Here is an 18,623-nt window from a genome sequence, read left to right as displayed (position 1 = left end):
CATTCCAGAATCGCCTTGTGCCCGGTGATGTTTTGGCCGGTGCAGGTCAGATCGAGGGTGTCGAGTCGGCAGAATGTCGTGAGGTCAGGGGTCGAGAAAGTAGGCTTGGCCACGTCGAGGTCTTTCGGATGGATTGTGTGAGAACTTCCATCATCGGAAGACCTCGACGTCTATCCGCGCAGCGACTCGCCGTATCCTGGAATCACCGATCTACACTCTCAATTACGAAGAGCCATATTCCTTTCGGCCCGGGTTCTGGGGTCGTTGATTCAGGTTGAGAGCTGTCTGAAGCTCAGTACGGGAGTCGGCGACTACTTGATTCCGATCATGCGGCGGCGTGACCATTTTCCAACAAGTATCGTTAACCCGCCGACGGCGATGACCGCGAGACCCACACCGAGGAAGTAACTAGCTTCCGTCCCCGGTCCATACAGTTGGACGAGCTGGGCGTTGATTCCTGAAGCTGCGACCGCGCGAGAAACCACAAGGACATCATCTGCGCTTGGAAAGCGGCGGGAGCGAGTTTCGTCGTACTGGACAAGTCGACAGGCGAGAGGCACATCGACCCGAAAACTTGCGGGCAGCTCGGCGACGGACTTCATCATGAAGAAGCCTCATCAGGCGAATGACATCCGCAGCCGTCGCGTACTGAGGAACACCGCTCCCAAGACGGCACCGAGGAGAGCCGCCGCCGATGTCATCAGCCAGGACAGGTGCCAGCCGCCGACCGCGGTCGCGATCGCAGTGAGCACAATCGGGCCGACGAAGTTCGCCGCGTTGTACACCTGAATCATCAGTCCCATCACCGCGGAGACAGATCCACCCGGCGGTGCGACGTCGACGGCGATCCTCGTGATCGTCGACGGGATCAGGGCCGCGATGCCCGAGAAGGCGACAGCGATCGTCAGCTGAATCCACTCTCCGCCGACGACGCTGCCCCAATCAGGAGCGAAGATCAGCACGGTCGTGATGATCATGCTGACCATTCCGATCATCACCAACAGCCGCGGAGAGAACCCGCGCTTGAGCAGCTGACCGCTGATGACGTTGCCGGCCCCATTGGCTCCGCCGACCACCGCGGTGGCGATCCCGACGGTGAATCCATCCTGCTCCCCGACAATGTCGGGCAGAAAACCGATGATCGCGCCCCACTGCAGCGTGTAGCAGGCGAAGATGACAGAGATGACCCACGGCATCGACGTCTGCAGAGTCGTCCCGATCGCCCTGAACGTCGACCTGAAGTCCACGGCACGCCCGTGATCGACCGGGACGGTCCGGATGACGATGACCACCATGAGAGCCGACACGACTCCCATGAGCAACCACCACATCTGCCAGTTCACCCACTCGAGGCCGCGCAACAGCACGGTGGAGACGAGCACCGCGAGGAAGACCGCGATGCCCTGGAACGCCGACCAGCAGCCCATCGCCTGGGACACCCGGCCCTGCTCGGTGGTCACACGAATGAGCGGCGGTGCGGCCAGGGTGACGAGAAGGAAGCCGATTCCCTCGAACGCTCGCGTGACCATCAGCTGCCAGGTTTCCTGAGATAGCGCCCCAACCAGTGAGCCGAGCGCCAGCATCGTGAGACCGATGACGATCGTGGTGCGCAGCCCGACCTTCTCCGAAACCAGCGACCCGCTGAGACCGAGCAGCAGCGCACCGACCTGGACAATGCCGAGCAGGACACCCGATTGGACCAGACTCATGCCCAGGTCCTGGCGGATGAATGTGAGTGCTCCGGGGAGCTTCCACACATGCATTGCGGCGACGATGCCGCACCCGAGAAGGACTATCCATGCACGACTGCGAACGGCGTTCCGCTCAGCAGTTCGGGGCGAGTGCATCGAGCTGCGCACGGATTTCACGTTCTCCTTCTGGACTCCGGCGGCCGCCTCGCGGTGGAACCCCGCGGCCAGCTCGCGGTACCAACGAGCCGTCGCAGGGTCGGCGGCCTCAAGCGGAGATGCGCGATTCGCGGGCCGGTGTCGAGTAGTCGACGGCACGGCCTGCGCTCGACTTCGTCACAACGAGGATGAGCAGCAACATGATCATCGATGACACTGCGAAAGCAGCAAAGGCGGCAAAACCCCAGTCATGCAGTCCGAGAGCCATGAGCTGCCCACCCATCCAGGGACCGAAGACCGCACCGAATCTTCCCATGCCGGTCGTCCAACCGATGGCCGAAGCCCGTGTCCGGGTCGGGAAGACGTGTGCGACTGCCGCGTACACCATCGTCTGGGCGCTGAAGAGGAAGAATCCGGCGATGAACACAATCAGGTAGGTGACGATCACCGGCATCTTGACGCTGAGCAGGCACACGGCGACGGCCGTGACCAAGAACCACAGCATGGCCACCTTCACCGGTCCGAGCGAATCCGAGGTCCGGCCGGCAACCAGGAGCCCGAAGACCCCGCCGAGGTTGATGACGATGAGGAAGGACAGCGAGGACCCGAGCGCATAGCCTTCGGCCGCCATGAGCTTCGGCAGCCAGGTGCTCACTCCGTAGACCAGGAGGAGACCGCCGAACGAGGCCGCCCAGAACAGCAGGGTGAGGACAGCGTTCCGACGCTGGAAGAGACGGCCCAAGTTCCGCAGGAACGACCCCTTCGGCCCCGAACCGTCGGCATTGAGCTCCGGCAATGCCATGCCGAGCTTCTCAGCTGTAGCTCTGGCCTTGTCCATCTTGCCCTTGGCGACGAGGAAGCTCAACGACTCCGGGAGGAACGCATAGATGAGCGGCACGAGCAGCACGAAGGGAATGACACCGACCCAGTACATCGAACGCCATCCGGCCGATTCCAGCAGGCTGATTCCCAGCAGCCCGGCCACAATGCCGCCGACCTGGTGCGCGGTCATGAGTATGCCGATGGACAGGTTCCGCCGCTTGTCGGTGGCGAATTCGGAGACCATCGCAATCGCTGTGGGCAGGAGCCCGCCGAGGCCCACCCCGGCGATCGTGCGGAAGATGCCGAATGCGGCTGCAGACGGAGCAAGAGCGCATCCGGCAGATGCCACGGAGAAGACGATCGTGCACACCATGATGCCCCGACGGCGTCCGATCGCATCGGTCATCATCCCCGCGCACAGTGCACCGATGAGCATGCCGAAGGTCGCATAGGAGCCGATGTTGCCCGCGTGCAGGTCTGTCATTCCGAAGCTCGCATCGGAGGTCATGGACGGAATGGTCGCGCCGTACATGAATGTGTCGATGCCGTCGAAGAAGACGGCCAGCCACGACAGAAACAGGACGATCGTGACTCCGCGTCTGCTCGTCGCGGATTGGGAGAGGGGTGCAGAGACCATATGAAATCCTCAGTTCGAGCTCGTCGTTGAGAGTGGCTCGGTTCGAGCCGACAACTCCGAGTGAACCAGCCGAGATCTCTCATTGTCAACAATATGATCAACAATAGTTTCGAAGCACTCTGCCTGAGGAGTCCTTCAGGGGGGCCGAAGTGCATATTCTCGGTGCGCTTGCGTACGCTCTATTTCGCTGCTTCGATCATCTCGATCGACCGGGCCACGCTGCGGATGTGAGCCTGCATTGCCGCGGCGGCCGCATCCGGGTCCTGGGCGCAGACGCTTTCGATGATGGCCAAATGCTGCGGCAGCGATTCTGCCGGCCGCCCGGATTGCTGGGCGATCCGGTACTGGTAGCGCACCGCCTGGCCGCGCAGGCGCCTGATCGTCTCGGCGGCGGTGCGCTGACCGCTGATCTCGATGACGAGCGCGTGGAGTTCGCGATTGCATCCCGAATACGCTTCGCGATCACCCTCGCTGACCGCCGCGGTCATCCGCCGGCCGATGTCTCGCAGCTGTGCGACCTGGCCGGGGCCGACCCTCTCTGCAGCGCGGCGGGCGCACAGTGATTCCAGTGCTCCGCGGACCTCGGTGATCTCGATCGCCTCATCGAGCGAGACCGCGCGGACCCGGGCGCCGCGATTGGCCACTTTTTCGACCAGTCCTTCGGCGGTCAGATCGGCCAGTGCGATGCGCACATTGCCGCGGGAGGACCCGTACTCTTCGCTGATATCGGCCTCGACCAGGCGCTGATCGGGCACGAGTTCTCCTGCCATTATCTTCTCTCGCAATCGGTCGCGCAGGCGACCGGCGGGCATCGATCGGTTCCGGCCGACGGGGTGAGGGGGCGTCTCGGCGGCGGGGGAAGGGGAGGTCGCGGGGGAGTCTGGCATTCTCAAGTGCTCCGTCGTCGGTCAGGCTCGGTCTCGTTCAGGCTACCGAGGTGGGCCGAGTTTGGCGATGCCGTTCCGGATTGAGAACACTATTGTTAACATTTATGCTGAGGTCATCGCCGTCGAAAGGATTGCAAGGATGCACGATCGGGTCATCTCCCACTGCACGGGCCCTCGAAGTTCCCAGACCGTCCTGCCCGCGCTGTTCATGCGTGGCGGTACGTCCCGGGGCGCCTTCTTCCATGCCTCGGATCTTCCTGCTGACAGCGATCTGCGCGACCGCGTCCTCTTGGGGGTGATGGGCAGCCCTCACCCCCTGCAGGTCGACGGCCTCGGCGGGGGACACCCGCTGACGAGCAAGGTCGGCATCGTCTCCGAATCGGACGCCGACGACGTCGATCTCGATTTCACCTTCGCCCAACTCCAACCGGAGAGCACAGAGGTCCAGACCCGTGCGAACTGCGGAAACATGCTCGCCGCCGTCGTTCCCTTCGCCGTGGAAATCGGCCTCATCACTCCCGTCGAGGACCTCATGACAGTGACGGTGAGGACGCTCAACACCGGCCTCGTCGCAGAGATCACGATCCGCACGCCGCCCGGCCCGGACGGAGATCGAGTCGTCGAATTCGAAGGGGACACCGCGATCGACGGAGTCAACGGCACCGGCAGCCCGATCTCCATCCTCTTCCGCGACACAGCAGGATCGATCGCCCCATCGCTGCTGCCCACCGGCCGGCGACGCGACGAACTCTCCCTGCCCGACGGCATCACCATAGAGGTCACACTGATCGACAACGGTCAGCCCGTCGTCATCCTCCGTGCCTCCGACCTCGGACTCGAGGGCACAGAGACACCCGAAACACTGGAAGCGGATACCCGACTCACGAGCACCATCGAGCACCTCCGGCTGCAGGCCGGAGAGCTCATGGGACTCGGCGACGTCAGCGACAAGAGCTATCCGAAGATGACTCTCGTCTCCGCGCCGAGCTCGGGTGCTGCCCTGACGACGCGCAGCTTCATCCCGCAGACCGTCCACCGTTCCATCGGCGTCCTCGCAGCACTCACCGTCGCCACCGCCGCCTGCATGGACGACACCGTCGCCGCCGAGATCTCCCAGCCCGGCACTGGGAGCGAACGCACGCTGCACATCGACCATCCCAGCGGAAGCTTCCCTGTCGAGCTGCGCCTCGACGGGGACACCGTCACCCGTTCCGGCCTCACCCGCACCGCGCGTACCCTCATGGCCGGGTCGGTCTTCGTGCCCCGCAGCGTGTGGACCGGATGCGACTCAGATTCCACCGTTTCACCCACAGGCACCATCCGCGCTCAGCCAGAAGGAAGCAACGCATGATCATCGACTGCCACGGCCACTACACCACCGCACCGAGCCCGCTGGGTGAGTGGCGGGATGAACAGCTCGCCGCATTCGACGGAGGCCGCGCACTGCCGGAGACCGCGCCGACGATCAGCGACGATGAGATCCGCGAATCGCTTGCGGCCAACCAGCTGCGGCTCATGGACGAGCGCGGAATCGATCTCACGATCTTCTCCCCGCGTGCCTCGTTCATGGCGCACCACCTCGGCGATGCCGCGGTCTCCACGCAATGGGCACGTGTGTGCAACGATCTGTGTGCACGCGTTGCCCGACTCTACCCGGATCGCTTCGCATCCGCGGCGATGCTTCCACAGTCTCAGGGAGTCGACCCGGCCGACTGTGTCGAGGAGATTCGGCGCAGCGTCGTGGAGAACAATGCGGTCGCCGTCAACATCAACCCCGATCCCTCCGGCGGGTACTGGACTTCGCCGCCGCTGACGGATCCCGCCTGGTTCCCCATCTACGAGACGATGATCGAGTACCAGCTGCCGGCCATGATCCACGTGTCGACCTCGATCAACCCGGCCTTCCATACCACGGGCGCCCACTATCTCAACGCCGATACCACTGCGGTGATGCAGCTGGTCGAAGGCGACCTCTTCGAACGCTATCCGGAACTCAGGCTCGTCGTTCCTCACGGCGGCGGGGCAGCCCCCTACCATTGGGGACGCTTTCGCGGTCTGGCGGCGGCACTGGGCAAACCCGACCTCAACGAGCACCTGCTGGGCAACCTGTACTTCGACACCTGCGTCTACCACCAGCCGGGCATCGACGAACTCCTCACCGCGATCCCGACAAAGAACATCCTCTTCGCCTCGGAGATGATCGGCGCGGTGCGCACCGTCGACCCGGACACCGGTCACTACTTCGATGACACTGTCCGCTACATCGCAGACGCTGACATCACCGTTGATCAACGCGCCGCCATTTTCGAGAACAACGTCCGCCGGGTCTATCCGCGACTCGATGCGCTCCTGCGCTCTCAGGGGCGCTGAGGCACTACTCGGGGACGCTGCTTCGTCCGTGCCCCACTGATTCCACAACCATCATCACAGAAAGAAGGCAGCATGTTCGATCTCGGCATCGTCCACACCTCCATCACCCGCCCCGATCCGGTCGAGATCGACCGGCTCCGGGCCTTCGGCGTGGCCACCGTCCACGAAGCACTCGGACGCGTGGGCCTCATGCGCCCCTACATCCGCCCGATCTACCCGAGCGCAAAGCTGTGCGGGCCGGCCGTGACCGTGCTCCTGCAGCCAGGTGACAACTGGATGCTCCACGTCGCCGCCGAACAGGTCCAACCCGGAGACGTCGTCGTCGCCGGCTGCACCACTGAATCCGAGGACGGGTTCTTCGGTGAGCTCCTCGCCAGCTCGATGCGCTCCCGTGGGGCCATGGGCCTCGTCATCGACGGCGGCTGCCGGGATACTGCGGAGCTCGAAGAGATGGACTTCCCTGTCTTCTCCCGCGCCATCAACGCCAAAGGCACCGTCAAAGCCACTCTCGGGTCTGTGAATGTACCCGTCGTCTGCGCGAATGCACTCATCCACCCCGGTGACGTCATCGTCGCCGACCACGACGGAGTCGTCGTCGTGCCCCAGGACCGCGTGTCCGCTGTGGCCGATGCCGCACAGAAACGCGAGGACAGCGAAGCGCAGAAACGCCGAGAGTTCGACGAAGGAGTCCTCGGACTCGACCTCTACGGAATGCGCGAACCCCTGGCCGCCGCCGGCCTGACCTACCTCGACTGAGGACGAAAGGAATCCACCATGACGAACTATGAGAACTTCGACGTCTCCCACCTCGGTGCCGTCGAACTCTTCACTCCGGTATTCGACGAGAGCCTGAGCTTCTTCACCGACCTGCTGGCGATGAAGGAGGTCGCCCGCATCGGCGACTCCGCGTATCTGCGCTGCTGGGACGAGTACGAGCTCTACACCATCAAGCTCACCGCCTCGCACACCAACGGCGTCGGACGCACCCTCTACCGCGCCTCGAGCCGAGAAGCCCTCGACCGCCGGGTCGCCGCGATCGAAGCCACCGGGCTCGGCCACGGGTGGAAGGACCCCGAGGTCGGCGTCGGCGCCTCCTATGAGTTCGAAGACCCCGACGGTCACCTGATGGCGATCTACTACGACACCGAACGCTATGTGCCCGCCGACGCCGACCGACCGGCCCTGAAGAACCAGGCCGCGAAGTTCCCCGGCCGCGGGGTCAACGCCCGCCGTCTCGACCACATCAACTACCTTGCCGCCGATGTCACCGCGTCCGGGGAGTTCTGGCGGGATGTGATGATGGCCCGCGAATCCGAACGCGTCGCCCTCGATGATGGCGGCTACGGTGCCTGGTGGTACCGCTTCCAGCAGAAATCCTACGACGTCGTCTACTCCAATGACTGGACCAAGGAGCGCGGTCGCTTCCACCACCTCGCCTTCTCTCCCGATACTCGTGAGGACATTCTCAAGGCCGCCGACATCTTCCTCGAGAACGGCATCTTCATCGAGTACGGTCCATACAAGCACGCGATCAATCAGACCTTCTTCCTCTACGTCTGGGAGCCGGGCGGCAATCGCATCGAATTCGCCAATGCCGGCGCTCGTCTCATCCTCGACCCGGATTGGCCGGTCGTGGAATGGAGCGAAGCCGAACGCGCGAAGGGTCAGGCTTGGGGAATGAAGACCGTCCCCACCTTCCACACCCACGGCACACCCTATGTCGAGGATCAGGAAGAGATCGACCGGGCCGCCATCGAAGGCCGTCCATACACTCCGAAGGCATAGTCGCATATCCTCGGCGAGGGTAACCGAGTTGGTCGTGCACTCAGCTGCCGTCGATGTGGATCGACCCGAAGTCGGCCGGTGTCGCCACCACGGCGCGGATGACCGTGGCATAGAACCAGTCGAGCGCGCCCTGACCCTGCGCCGTGCTGCGACGGCAGACGTGCAGGCGCACCGCTGGAACCTCGAACGGCAGATCATGCAGTTCGAGGTTCCATACGTGTGCCCACCCTTCGGCGATCGGGCGGGGGATCACCGCGATATGTCCCGGATTCGAAAGCAGCAGGCTCGGCAGCGCGGCAAATCTCTCGACCGTCGCGGCCGGGTTACGGGAGACCCCGGCCTGACGTTCAGCGGTTTCGAGCAGATCAGCCGCCGAATCCCCGCTGACCGAGATCCGCGGAAGTGCGGAGAAGCGCTCGAGAGTCAGCGGTTCCTCTCCTCCTGGGGTCTGCCGCGACATCACCGCGATATAGGTCTGGTCTTTGACTCGAGTGCGGACGAACCCGCCGGAGAGGTCAGCGGGCGCCACCGCCACACCGACGAACCCGCGCTCGAGCCAATCGACGAAACGGCTCTGGTCGAGGGCGATCGATTCGATGCGCACATTCGGTGCCGTCATCCTCACCTCGTCGAGGATGTTGCCCATCCACCCGATCTCCCCGAGCTCCGAGAGGGCGATGCGGAAGACCTTGTCCGAGGTGCTCGGGTCGAAGCGTTGCACCCGTCCCAGGGCAGTGTCGATGTTGTCGAGGGCGGCACGCATATCAAGGTAGGCGTCCTGGGCCACCGGGGTCGGCTCCATCCGTCGCCCTACTCGCTCGAACAGGGGGTCACCGAAATGCTTGCGCAGCCGGCCCAGTGATTGGCTGATCGCCGACTGCGTCACATACAGTTCCTCGGCGGTCAGGGTGAGGTTGCGAGTCTCGTAAACGATGACGAACACCCTGATCAGGTTGAGGTCGATTGCTGTCATGGACCCCCTTTCCGAAAGATTCACCGTTGTATAAGCACTGCTAATTCTACGGGTGCTTGCGGTTAAGTAGCGTTGTCTGCAAGTGGTGAGAAACCGTAGTGAAGGAGCTATCAATGTCATATTCCGCAGCCCAGGCCATCTCTGCCGCAGGAGGCGTCATCCCCGCCCTGCGCAACGCTCAGGCGATGCCCGCGATCTTCCCCGTCACCCCGGAGTTCACGAACTGGCGCTCAGAGCAGAAGTCCTGGCGCGAATCCGTTGCCTTCCTCGACCAGTCGCATCACATGACCGACCTGTTCATCAAGGGCCCCGACGCTCTCAGGCTGCTCACCGATACTGGTGTCAACAGCTTTGCGAAGTTCGCCCCCGGGAAGGCCAAGCAGTTCGTCGCCGTCAACTACGAGGGCTACCTCATCGGCGATGCCGTGCTGTTCTACCTGGAGGAGAACTCCTTCGACTTGGTCGGCTGGTACATGGTCATCGACTGGGTGCAGTTCGTCGCCGAAACCGGAGGATATGATGTCTCGTTCGAGCGCGACAGCAATTCGATCATGCGCGAATCCGGTGATCCTGTCCTCTACCGTTATGAGATCCAGGGGCCGAACGCCTTGGCCCTCCTCGAAGACGTCATCGGCGGTCCGGTGCCCGAGACGAAGTTCTTCGGCATGGCAGACTTCGAGATCGCCGGACACACCGTGCGCTCGCTTCGTCACGGAATGGCCGGACAACCGGGATTCGAACTCTTCGGACCCTGGAGTGAGGGCGATGATGTGCGGGCGGCGATCCTCGAGCGCGGGGAGAAGTTCAACCTCGTCCGGGCCGGTGCCAAGGCCTATTCGACGGCGAATCTGGAATCGGCGTGGGTTCCTTCGCCGACGCCGGCGATCTTCACCGGGCACCGGATGGCAGAGTACCTCGATTGGCTTCCCGCTTCGCGCATGGGCTCTCTGGCCGGCAGCTTCGCCTCGGAGAACATCGAGGACTTCTACAACACCCCGTACGACATCGGGTACGGACGCACTGTGAAGTTCGATCACGATTTCATCGGCCGCGAGGCCCTCGAGCAGATCGCCGAGCGTGACAACCGCGAAAAAGTCACCTTGGTCTGGGACCCCGAGGACCTCGCCGCGACCCAGCAGACACTCTACGAAGAGGGTGTCCCCGCCAAGTACATCGAATTCCCCAAGGCCCGCTACGGACTCTTCCAAGTCGACGCCGTGCAGGTGAATGGCACGACCGTGGGCGTGTCCCACGATGCCGGGTACATCACGAACGAACAGGCGTTCATCTCTCTGGCCAGCATCGATAAGGAATTTGCTGCTCCCGACACCGAGGTGGAGCTGCTGTGGGGTGAAGAACCCGTCTCCTCGAAGCCTGCCGTGGAGAAGCACCGCCAGGTCTCAGTGAAGGCCGTGGTCCAGCCGGCCCCGTATTCGTCCTTCGCCCGTGAGAACTACCGGAAGAACTGAGACGATGACACTGCTGACCATCGGCTCACGAGAGCTGCTGAAGAACTTCTCCCTCGAGATGACGGCGAAGGACACCGAGTCACTGGAGACTGCGTCGAGGTCGATCCCGGCGGGGACTGCAGTCAACCTCACGTACCTGGCCAATGAGACCACCGAGATGCGCATCGAAGCGGCGCAGGCGATCGTCGATGCCGGGCTCAGCGCAGTTCCGCACATTTCGGCACGACGTCTCACCAGTGCAGATGAGTTGCGCGACTATCTGGAGCGGCTGTCCGCTGTCGGCGCTGTCGAGCGGCTGTTCCTGGTCGGGGGAGATCCCAGCACGCCGGTGGGTCCGTTCCCCGATGCGCTTTCGGTGATCCGGTCGGGTCGACTCGGAGAGTTCGGTGTTCGCGAGGTCGGCATCACCGGGTACCCGGAAGGGCATCCGGATATCGCCGAGGCGACCCTGTGGGATGCGCTCGAGCAGAAGCTTGCCGCTCTCGACCGAGCGGGTATCGAGGCGTCGGTGACGACGCAGGTCTCGTTTGATTCGACGGCGGTCGCGAAATGGATCGCCGAGGTGCGTGGGTGGGGTATTGAGGTTCCGATTCGGGTCGGGGTGCCAGGCCCTGCCGGAATCAAGCGTCTTCTCGGATTCGCGCGCAGGCTGGGAGTCTCAGCCAATGCGGCGCTGCTCAAGAAGTACGGTGCCTCGGTGACGAATCTCTTGGGAAAGTCGACGCCGGCGACGTTCATCGAACGTGCTGCCGAGGAGTTCGCTCGGGAGAACGTCGGCGATGTGCGTATCCATTTCTACACCTTCGGCGGCCTCGTCGCCACGGCCGGCTGGACGCGGGACTACCTCGCCGACTCCGGCCGCCGCGAGAGCCGATCTCTGAGCCAGGGGGAGTCAGATGCCGATGCCTCCTGAGTACAGCAAGAGCACTGGGCTCAGCCAGGACAACCGGCTCAGCCAGCCTGCTGAGCCGGCCGCGCTCGACCATGCGTGCCTTATAGTGTCCGGACCCGAGCGCCGAGGCATCGTCTCCGCTGTCGGCTCCCTTGTCGCACGCCATGAGGGAAACATCCTCAAGAGCGATCAGTTCTCCAGCAGAGCGGAGGAGCCGACCTTCTATCAGCGGCTCGTATTCGAAATCGAGAACCTCAACGAGGCGCTGCCAGGCCTCGAAACGGATCTGGCATCGACGCTTCCCGAACTCGGGCTCGCCTGGGAACTCGTCGACCAGGCTGTCCCGAAGCGCATGATCGTCTTCGCCTCGAAGTCCGATCACTGCCTGCTCGAACTGTTGTGGAGGCATGAGAGGGGAGAACTGAACGTCGAGATTCCTATGGTGATCTCGAACCATCGGGATGTGGAGGAGGAAGTCGGTTTCTTCGGCATACCCTTCCACCATGTCCCGGCGAAGGGCGCGGACAAGTCCGAGGCCGAGATGACGATCCTCAAGCTCATCGAGGGGCAGGCGGACTTCCTAGTTCTCGCCCGCTATATGCAGATCCTGTCGCCCGAGTTTCTTGAAGCGGTGAAAGTGCCGATCGTCAACATCCACCATTCGTTCCTGCCGGCCTTCATCGGGGCCGCCCCATATCGGAAGGCGTGGGAGCGGGGAGTCAAGCTCATCGGCGCGACCGCTCACTATGTCACGCCGGAGCTGGATGCCGGTCCGATCATCGAGCAGGACGTGGCGTCGATCGATCACACCTTCGATCACGTCGATCTGCAGAAGCGCGGGGCGTATGTCGAGCGCGCGGTCCTCTCCCGGGCGGTGGAGGCGCATGCGGAGGACCGGGTCATCAGACACGGCAGCCACACCATCGTCTTCAGGTGACGGTGGCCGGGCCGCGTGATGTTGCGATGCGTTGTTCCGTAACATGGTGTGCATGAGCACTGACGCCTTCGACCACACGTCGCGTCTGGAGTCGGCCCTGAACCGTCGGGGCGATCCAATGAGCGTCGATGCCTTTATGGACATCCTCCGCGAGATGAGCGACCCATCTTCGGAGCCCCTGTCTACGGGTGAGCGTGCCTTTCTGCTCGAGACCACCGACCTGACGGAAGAGGATCTGACCCCGCAGACTCATGAAGCCGCGCGCATCCAGGTCGCTGAGGATCGAGTGCTGGCGGAGAAGGAGGCGCGTGACTCTGCCCTGACAACCGGTGAGGTCTCCGAGCTGCTGGGACGACAAGGCGCCAGTATCCGTCGCTCGAAGTTGGCAGGTGACCTGTACGCCCTGCCGTCCAGCAACGGACGCACCACGCTGTTTCCGGCATGGCAGTTCGAAGACAACCAAATGGTTCCGGGGCTGCGGACGATCATCCCGAACTTCCCGCAGTACGTGCACCCGCTGACCATTCAGCAGTTCATGACAGAGGAGAAGGATGGGCTCGACGGCAGGACGCCTGTCGAGTGGTTGACGGCCGGCGGTGCCGTCGAAGCTGTGGCCTCGCTGGTTGCTGAACTGGGATACGAGTGAGCCCGACTCGGCAGAAGAGCCCCCGCAGCCCTCAGGTACCGCTGACGCTTCCTCCGGAAACCGTTCACCAGCACACCGGGGCTGTGTGGCGAATCCATACGACGCCGGGAGTGGGCCGCGGCTATCCACGACCAATTGGGTCACTGGATAGACGGTCTCTGGGTCCCCTCTGCGGTTGTGGGCGACCCGGCGGTCGTGCTGTTCACCCGGGCCGCCTCGGCGTTTCCGGCAACGCCGAGCTTTTCCCGCACGCTCGAACACGACGATGTCCGCGTCATGGCGGTGAAAGTCCGCAACCGGTTGGGCTGGCCCATCCGGTGACCGCCGGACGACACCCCAGCGTGAGCATTCACGAACTCGAAGTGTACATGCGCACAATCTCCCGCTTGAGGATCTTGCCGCTGGGCCCCTTGGGAAGTTCGTCGAGGAATTCGATGATCCGGGGGATCTTGTAGGCGGCGAGATTCTCCCGGCAGATCCGCTCGACGTCAGCGACCTCGAGGTCGGACCCTGGAGTGCGGGCGATGACAGCGGTGACCTGCTGACCATACTTCTCATCCGGAGTACCCACGACACTGGCCTGAGCGACATCGGGAATCTCATAGAGGACCTCCTCGACCTCGCGCGGGTAGACGTTGTACCCGCCATGGATGATGAGGTCCTTGATGCGGTCGACGATGAAGAGATATCCGTCCTCATCCACCCGGCCGAGGTCGCCCGTGCGGAACCAGCCCTCGGCATCGAGGACCTCGGCGGTGGCCTCGGGTTTCTTCCAATAGCCGGCCATGACCGCGGGCCCACGCAGCAGCACCTCACCCACCTCATCGGCAGGCAGCTCATCGCCGCTGGTGGGGTCGACGGTCTTGACCTCGAACCCGGGCACCGCCGGACCGACGCTCGTGGGCTTCCTTGTCCCATGCAGCGGATTGAATGTGCCCAGTCCGGACGTCTCCGTGAGCCCGTAGCCCTCCGCCAGCGGTGCCGTGAAGCGATCTTCGACCCGACGGACCACCTCGGCGGCGATCGAGGCCCCACCCGAGCTGATGATGCGCAGGTCCGGTGCTTCGCCCTCGGGGGCCTTCGCCAGCACCGACATCCACATCGTCGGTACGCCGGAGACGATGGTCGTCTCGTCCTCGGCGAGCGAATCGATGAAGATCTGCGGATCCCAGCGGGGGAAAAGGGTCACCGGCGCACCGGCACTCATCGCCGGCAGGGTGACGGCCGCCAGACCGAACACGTGGAAGAGCGGCAGGCCGGTCGCGGACCGGTCGGCGGGCGTGGCTTCGATCATCTCCCGGACGATATCGGTCGCCGAGATGAAATTTCCCAAGGTCAGCATCGTCCCCTTCGGCTTGCCCGTCGTGCCCGACGTGTAGAGGAGTGCGGCGACGTCGTCCCACGCGAAATCGGCACGATCGACGGTGACATCGGACTCGGCGCCCACCTCGGCGCGGGGGCCCTCGTCGCCGACGACGGGCAGAGTGCGGAATTCGACGTCATGCTGTGCGGCCGCAGCCTTCCCCGCCTCGGCCGAGGCTGGATGAGCCACGAGTACGCGGGCTTCGGAATCGGTGAGGATGTAGTCGAGCTCCCTGACCGTCGAGAGCGGATTGACTGCGACGACCACCAGCCCGGCAGCGTGCGCACCGAAGAACTCGATGAGGAACTCCGGGCAGCTGGGCGCAATGAGCACGATCCGGTCGCCGGTGCGGACATCCGCAGTGAGGTAGCGGTCACGCGCAGCACCGATTTCGCCGAGGAGGCGCACCTTCGACAGCGTCACCCGATCTGGTCCCGGCGGCGTGGCCGCTGCGACGGACTCTGGGTCCTTCTCCGCCCAAGGGGTGAGCAGATCAATGATCGATGTGCGCGACTTCGTGGTCATGAAACTCCTTCGGATCACGACGTGGACGGGCCCGCGCGGGGCTCGACAGCAATATGTGGATGCTGAAATACTTGAAACTGAGTACAGGTTCAACTATAGGTCGGCCGCGTTTCGGACACAACGGGGTGCGCCGGAGAGGAAGAGGACTATGGAGATCGAGGGACGCACTGCCGTCGTCACCGGGGCAGCATCGGGGATCGGTGCGGCGCTGGCCAGGGCACTGCATGAGCGTGGAGCCCGGGTGCTGCTTGCCGACCTCGCCGAGGCGGTCACGGAAACTGCGGCGCAACTGGGTCAGCCGCACTGGATCGGGGACGCCTCCACGGCGGCCGGGGTCGACGATCTGCTGGCCGCTGCGAGCCGGGAACTCGGCGACATCGATCTCTACTTCGCCAATGCCGGGATTGCCGGAGCCCCCAGAATCGGCGGCGAACACGACTGGGACCGCATCCTCGACGTCAACCTGCGGGCGCACATCCGCGCCGCCGAACGGCTCGTACCCCGGTGGCAGACCCGCGGGGAAGGATATTTCGTGGCCACCGCCTCGGCGGCGGGACTGCTCACGCAGATCGGCCAGGCCGGCTACTCGGTGACCAAGCACGCCGCGCTCGCCTTCGCCGAATGGCTGTCGGTGACCTACGGCGACGAGGGAGTGGGCGTCTCCGTGCTCGCCCCGATGGGGGTGAACACCAAGATCCTATGGGGAGAAGACCCCAGTTCCTTGACCGCAGAGGAACTCGCCGCCCAACGTGCCGTATCCGAGGCCGGTACCGTTCTCGAGCCGGCGGACGTCGCCAAGGCCGTCATGGCCGCCGTCGAAGCCGAGACCTTCCTCATTCTGCCCCATCCTGAGGTCCTCGACATGCACCGGATGAAAGGCTCCGACTACGACCGGTGGATCCGCGGGATGCGCCGCTACCAGGCAAAGCTGCGTGGCAGCGGCGCTGCGAGCTGAGCCGACTACGCGGGCTGGGCCGACTATGCAGGATGGACCTCGACGGCCTCCGCGCGAAGATGCTCACCTGGTACGGCCGTCGGAGACTGCCTGACGGACTTCGGGTTCGTCTCCTTCAGTGCCAGCGTTGACACGACGGTGATCAGGGCCATCGCACACACGAACAGCGTGATCCCCAGCGTTGATCCGTCCATCTTCGCGATCAGCCACGTCATGACGATGGGCGTCGAGCCCGACACGACGATCGCGCTGAGCTGATAGGCCAGAGAGACCGCGGAGAAGCGGATCTGCGGGGCGAACAATTCGCCGAAGTACGCGGCGATCGGGGCGTAGATGAGTGACTGGAACACGCTGGCCACGCTGATCGAGACCGCGAAGAGGACGATGTCCGTCGTATTGATCAGGGTGAAATAGGGGAACGCCCACGCCAGCAGGCCGACGCCACCGATGATGATGACCGGACGGCGACCGATCAGGTCGGCGAGCCTGCCGCCGATGAGAATGGTGGCGATGCCGAACACGCAGGAGAGCATGGCGGCGATGAGCATCTGCCCGTAGTCCATACCCAGGTAGCTCGTGCCGTAGGACAGGGCTCCGGCGATCGTGATGTAGAAGACGCAGTTCGTTCCCGACAGTGTGCCCGCGGCCAGCAGTATCGTCTTCCAGTGCGATCTGATGGCCTGCCACAGCGGTGCCTGCACGACCTTCGGCTTGGCCGCAGACACCTCGTTCTCGAGCTGTCTGAACTCGGGGGAGTCCTCGACTCTGAGCTGGATGTACATGACGATCGGCACCAGCAGCGCCGTGGCCCAGAACGGGATCCGCCAGCCCCACGATACGAAGGCCGCCTCATCGACCGCGGACGAGACGATGACGAAGGCCAGATTGCCGAGCAGGGCTCCAGTGGGAACGCCGACCTGCATGAACGAGCCCGAGAATGCTCGGTGCTTGGGCCCGGCGGACTCGCTGAGCAGCAGCGCCAGCCCGCCCCACTGGGCGCCGCAGGCGATGCCCTGGATGAATCGGCACGTGACGAGCAGGACCGGGGCCATGAGGCCGATGCTCCCGGCCGAGGGCAGGCAGCCGATGAGGAAGGTGAAGACGGCCATGCCCAGTAGGGCGATGACCACCATGGGTTTGCGGCCGATCTTGTCTCCGAAGTTGCCGGCGACGAGCCCGCCGACCGGCCGCGCGATGAAACCGGTGGCGAAGGTCGAGAACGCCAGGAGTGTGCCGGTGACTCCGCTCGTATCAGGGAAGAAGACCTGCGGGAAGACCAGTGCCGCCGCTGTGCCGTAGAGGAAGAAGTCGTACCATTCGATCGAGGAGCCGACGAGGCCGGCAGTTCTCAATCCAGCGTGTTTGTCCGTTTCACCTGCGGATTGATGGTTTGTGCGTGGACTGACATGGGATTCCCTTCATCGTCGAAAATGGTCCCTCAGTGCATATGGCCGATGGGTATTACTCGAAGTAACGGCGCGGGTTCTTCACCAGCATCGTGTCGATATCGTCTTCGGTCACGCCCTTGTCCAGCAGCATCGGAATGACGTCGTCGCTGATGTGGCGGAAGTGCCAGTTTGGTTGGATCTGCGCCTTCTCTTCCTGAGTGAAGTAGTCGATGTAGCACGCTGCATCGTGGGCTAAGGTGATGCGGTCGGCATAGCCGCGACGGACGAGTTCGACGATGGTGTCTACGCGCGGTTCGGTCGGCAGATAGGCGTCGATGCCGAACCGGTCCATGCCCAGGAACGATCCGTTCTCGGCGATCTGGGACAGGTAGTCGAGGTCTGTCGAGTCGCCCGAGTGGCCGATGATGACCTTCCCCAGATCCGCGCCCTCTTCCTTGAGCACTCGCTGCGCGACCAGGCCGGAGCCTGTGCGTGGATTGGTGTGGACGGTGATGGGGGCGCCGGTCTGAGCGCTCGCCTGACCGACCGCCCGCATCGTGCGCTCGACGCCCTCAGTGAGCCCGGGGGATTCGATGGCGCATTTGAGGAAGGCGGCCTTGACTCCGGTGTCGGCGATGCCCTCCTCGAGGTCGCGGACGAACAGTTTCACGAGCGGTTCCGGTTCGTCGACGAGGAGACCCGGGCCGCGATGCTCGAACTGGTGGGGGAGGTCGGTGAATGTGTAGAGGCCGGTGGCTGCGACGATGTTGAGGTCGGTCTGCTCGGCCACTCTCTGGACCCGAGGGATGTAGCGACCGAGACCCACGACCGTCGGGTCGAAGATCGTATCGATCCCCGCGTCTTTGAGGTCATTGAGCTTGGCGACGGCATCGGCGATCTTCTCTTCGTCGTCCCAGGCCGTGTCGTAATTCTGCCGCATCTCCTCGCTGAGGACGAAGATGTGCTCGTGGACGAGGGTTCGGCCGAGTTCGCTGCTGTCGATGGTGCCGGTGACGGTCTGGACTTCTGCCATGGGTGCCGCTCCTTTGCGTAGATGTCCCTGCCGTGAGGCATGTTTCGGTTCCACCTTGAAGTGACCCAGCGCACACGGCTAGTCTCAGAGTAAT

The 18,623-nt window shown here is 63.8% G+C and carries 17 protein-coding genes; 9 read left to right on the top strand and 8 right to left on the bottom strand.

Annotated features, from left to right (window positions below; translation table 11 throughout):
* Positions 1-311: 311 nt before the first annotated feature.
* The 4 genes from BI49514_RS16545 to BI49514_RS08990 form a co-directional block, all read right to left on the bottom strand.
* Positions 312-605, bottom strand: a complete 294-nt coding sequence (locus BI49514_RS16545) for a hypothetical protein (RefSeq protein ID WP_180954369.1) — start codon at positions 603-605, stop codon at positions 312-314.
* Positions 606-617: 12 nt separating this feature from the next.
* Complete coding sequence (locus tag BI49514_RS09000; RefSeq protein WP_101546227.1) at positions 618-1,847, bottom strand: MFS transporter; 1,230 nt, start codon at positions 1,845-1,847, stop codon at positions 618-620.
* 109 nt (positions 1,848-1,956) lie between these two features.
* Positions 1,957-3,306 carry an MFS transporter gene (locus BI49514_RS08995; protein ID WP_101546215.1) on the bottom strand — a complete coding sequence of 450 codons (1,350 nt, stop codon included), beginning with the start codon at positions 3,304-3,306 and terminating at the stop codon, positions 1,957-1,959.
* Between the two features lie 179 nt (positions 3,307-3,485).
* The gene (locus BI49514_RS08990) at positions 3,486-4,118 is read right to left on the bottom strand and encodes a GntR family transcriptional regulator (protein ID WP_101546214.1); all 633 of its coding nucleotides are present in this window, start codon (positions 4,116-4,118) and stop codon (positions 3,486-3,488) included.
* Positions 4,119-4,332: 214 nt separating this feature from the next.
* Between BI49514_RS08990 and BI49514_RS08985 the strand changes: the two genes are divergently transcribed.
* The 4 genes from BI49514_RS08985 to BI49514_RS08970 all read left to right on the top strand — a co-directional run bounded on the left by BI49514_RS08985 (position 4,333) and on the right by BI49514_RS08970 (position 8,348).
* Positions 4,333-5,544: a 4-oxalomesaconate tautomerase gene (locus BI49514_RS08985; RefSeq protein WP_244194993.1), complete on the top strand. Its 1,212-nt coding sequence runs from the start codon at positions 4,333-4,335 to the stop codon at positions 5,542-5,544.
* A complete protein-coding gene (locus tag BI49514_RS08980; protein WP_101546213.1) occupies positions 5,541-6,563 on the top strand; it encodes an amidohydrolase family protein in 1,023 nt (340 codons plus the stop codon). The genes BI49514_RS08985 and BI49514_RS08980 overlap by 4 nt, the downstream gene beginning before the upstream one ends.
* Positions 6,564-6,635: 72 nt before the next feature.
* Complete coding sequence (gene ligK, locus BI49514_RS08975; protein ID WP_101546212.1) at positions 6,636-7,319, top strand: 4-carboxy-4-hydroxy-2-oxoadipate aldolase/oxaloacetate decarboxylase; 684 nt, start codon at positions 6,636-6,638, stop codon at positions 7,317-7,319.
* An 18-nt stretch (positions 7,320-7,337) separates the two neighbouring features.
* A complete protein-coding gene (locus tag BI49514_RS08970) occupies positions 7,338-8,348 on the top strand; it encodes a VOC family protein (protein WP_101546211.1) in 1,011 nt (336 codons plus the stop codon).
* A gap of 40 nt (positions 8,349-8,388) precedes the next feature.
* Here BI49514_RS08970 and BI49514_RS08965 read toward each other — a convergent pair whose 3' ends face one another.
* On the bottom strand, positions 8,389-9,321 hold the full coding sequence (locus BI49514_RS08965; protein WP_167443904.1) for a LysR family transcriptional regulator: 933 nt from the start codon (positions 9,319-9,321) through the stop codon (positions 8,389-8,391).
* Positions 9,322-9,434: 113 nt separating this feature from the next.
* Here BI49514_RS08965 and BI49514_RS08960 point away from each other — a divergent pair, with 113 nt between their 5' ends.
* From BI49514_RS08960 to BI49514_RS08945, 4 genes are read left to right on the top strand one after another with little or no spacing between them, the layout of a single operon-like run.
* Entirely contained in the window at positions 9,435-10,790 is a 1,356-nt protein-coding gene (locus tag BI49514_RS08960) for an aminomethyltransferase family protein (RefSeq protein WP_101546209.1), read from the top strand.
* Positions 10,791-10,794: 4 nt separating this feature from the next.
* The gene (locus BI49514_RS08955; protein ID WP_101546208.1) at positions 10,795-11,703 is read left to right on the top strand and encodes a methylenetetrahydrofolate reductase; all 909 of its coding nucleotides are present in this window, start codon (positions 10,795-10,797) and stop codon (positions 11,701-11,703) included.
* Complete coding sequence (gene purU, locus BI49514_RS08950) at positions 11,687-12,619, top strand: formyltetrahydrofolate deformylase (protein WP_420808551.1); 933 nt, start codon at positions 11,687-11,689, stop codon at positions 12,617-12,619. The genes BI49514_RS08955 and purU overlap by 17 nt, the downstream gene beginning before the upstream one ends.
* Positions 12,620-12,671: 52 nt before the next feature.
* The gene (locus BI49514_RS08945; RefSeq protein ID WP_101546207.1) at positions 12,672-13,265 is read left to right on the top strand and encodes a hypothetical protein; all 594 of its coding nucleotides are present in this window, start codon (positions 12,672-12,674) and stop codon (positions 13,263-13,265) included.
* 349 nt (positions 13,266-13,614) lie between these two features.
* Here the strand turns inward: BI49514_RS08945 and BI49514_RS08935 are convergent, their stop codons facing one another.
* The gene (locus BI49514_RS08935; protein WP_101546205.1) at positions 13,615-15,153 is read right to left on the bottom strand and encodes an AMP-binding protein; all 1,539 of its coding nucleotides are present in this window, start codon (positions 15,151-15,153) and stop codon (positions 13,615-13,617) included.
* Positions 15,154-15,301: 148 nt separating this feature from the next.
* Between BI49514_RS08935 and BI49514_RS08930 the strand changes: the two genes are divergently transcribed.
* Entirely contained in the window at positions 15,302-16,108 is an 807-nt protein-coding gene (locus BI49514_RS08930; protein ID WP_101546204.1) for an SDR family oxidoreductase, read from the top strand.
* A gap of 23 nt (positions 16,109-16,131) precedes the next feature.
* Here the strand turns inward: BI49514_RS08930 and BI49514_RS08925 are convergent, their stop codons facing one another.
* Together BI49514_RS08925 and BI49514_RS08920 are read right to left on the bottom strand one after the other, a co-directional pair.
* Positions 16,132-17,460 carry an MFS transporter gene (locus tag BI49514_RS08925; RefSeq protein WP_101546203.1) on the bottom strand — a complete coding sequence of 443 codons (1,329 nt, stop codon included), beginning with the start codon at positions 17,458-17,460 and terminating at the stop codon, positions 16,132-16,134.
* A 109-nt stretch (positions 17,461-17,569) separates the two neighbouring features.
* Positions 17,570-18,529: a phosphotriesterase family protein gene (locus BI49514_RS08920; RefSeq protein WP_101546202.1), complete on the bottom strand. Its 960-nt coding sequence runs from the start codon at positions 18,527-18,529 to the stop codon at positions 17,570-17,572.
* Between the last annotated feature and the right edge of the window lie 94 nt (positions 18,530-18,623).

Source organism: Brevibacterium iodinum ATCC 49514, from assembly GCF_900169265.1.
GTDB lineage: Bacteria > Actinomycetota > Actinomycetes > Actinomycetales > Brevibacteriaceae > Brevibacterium > Brevibacterium iodinum.
This window is presented reverse-complemented; position numbering and strand designations above follow the sequence as displayed.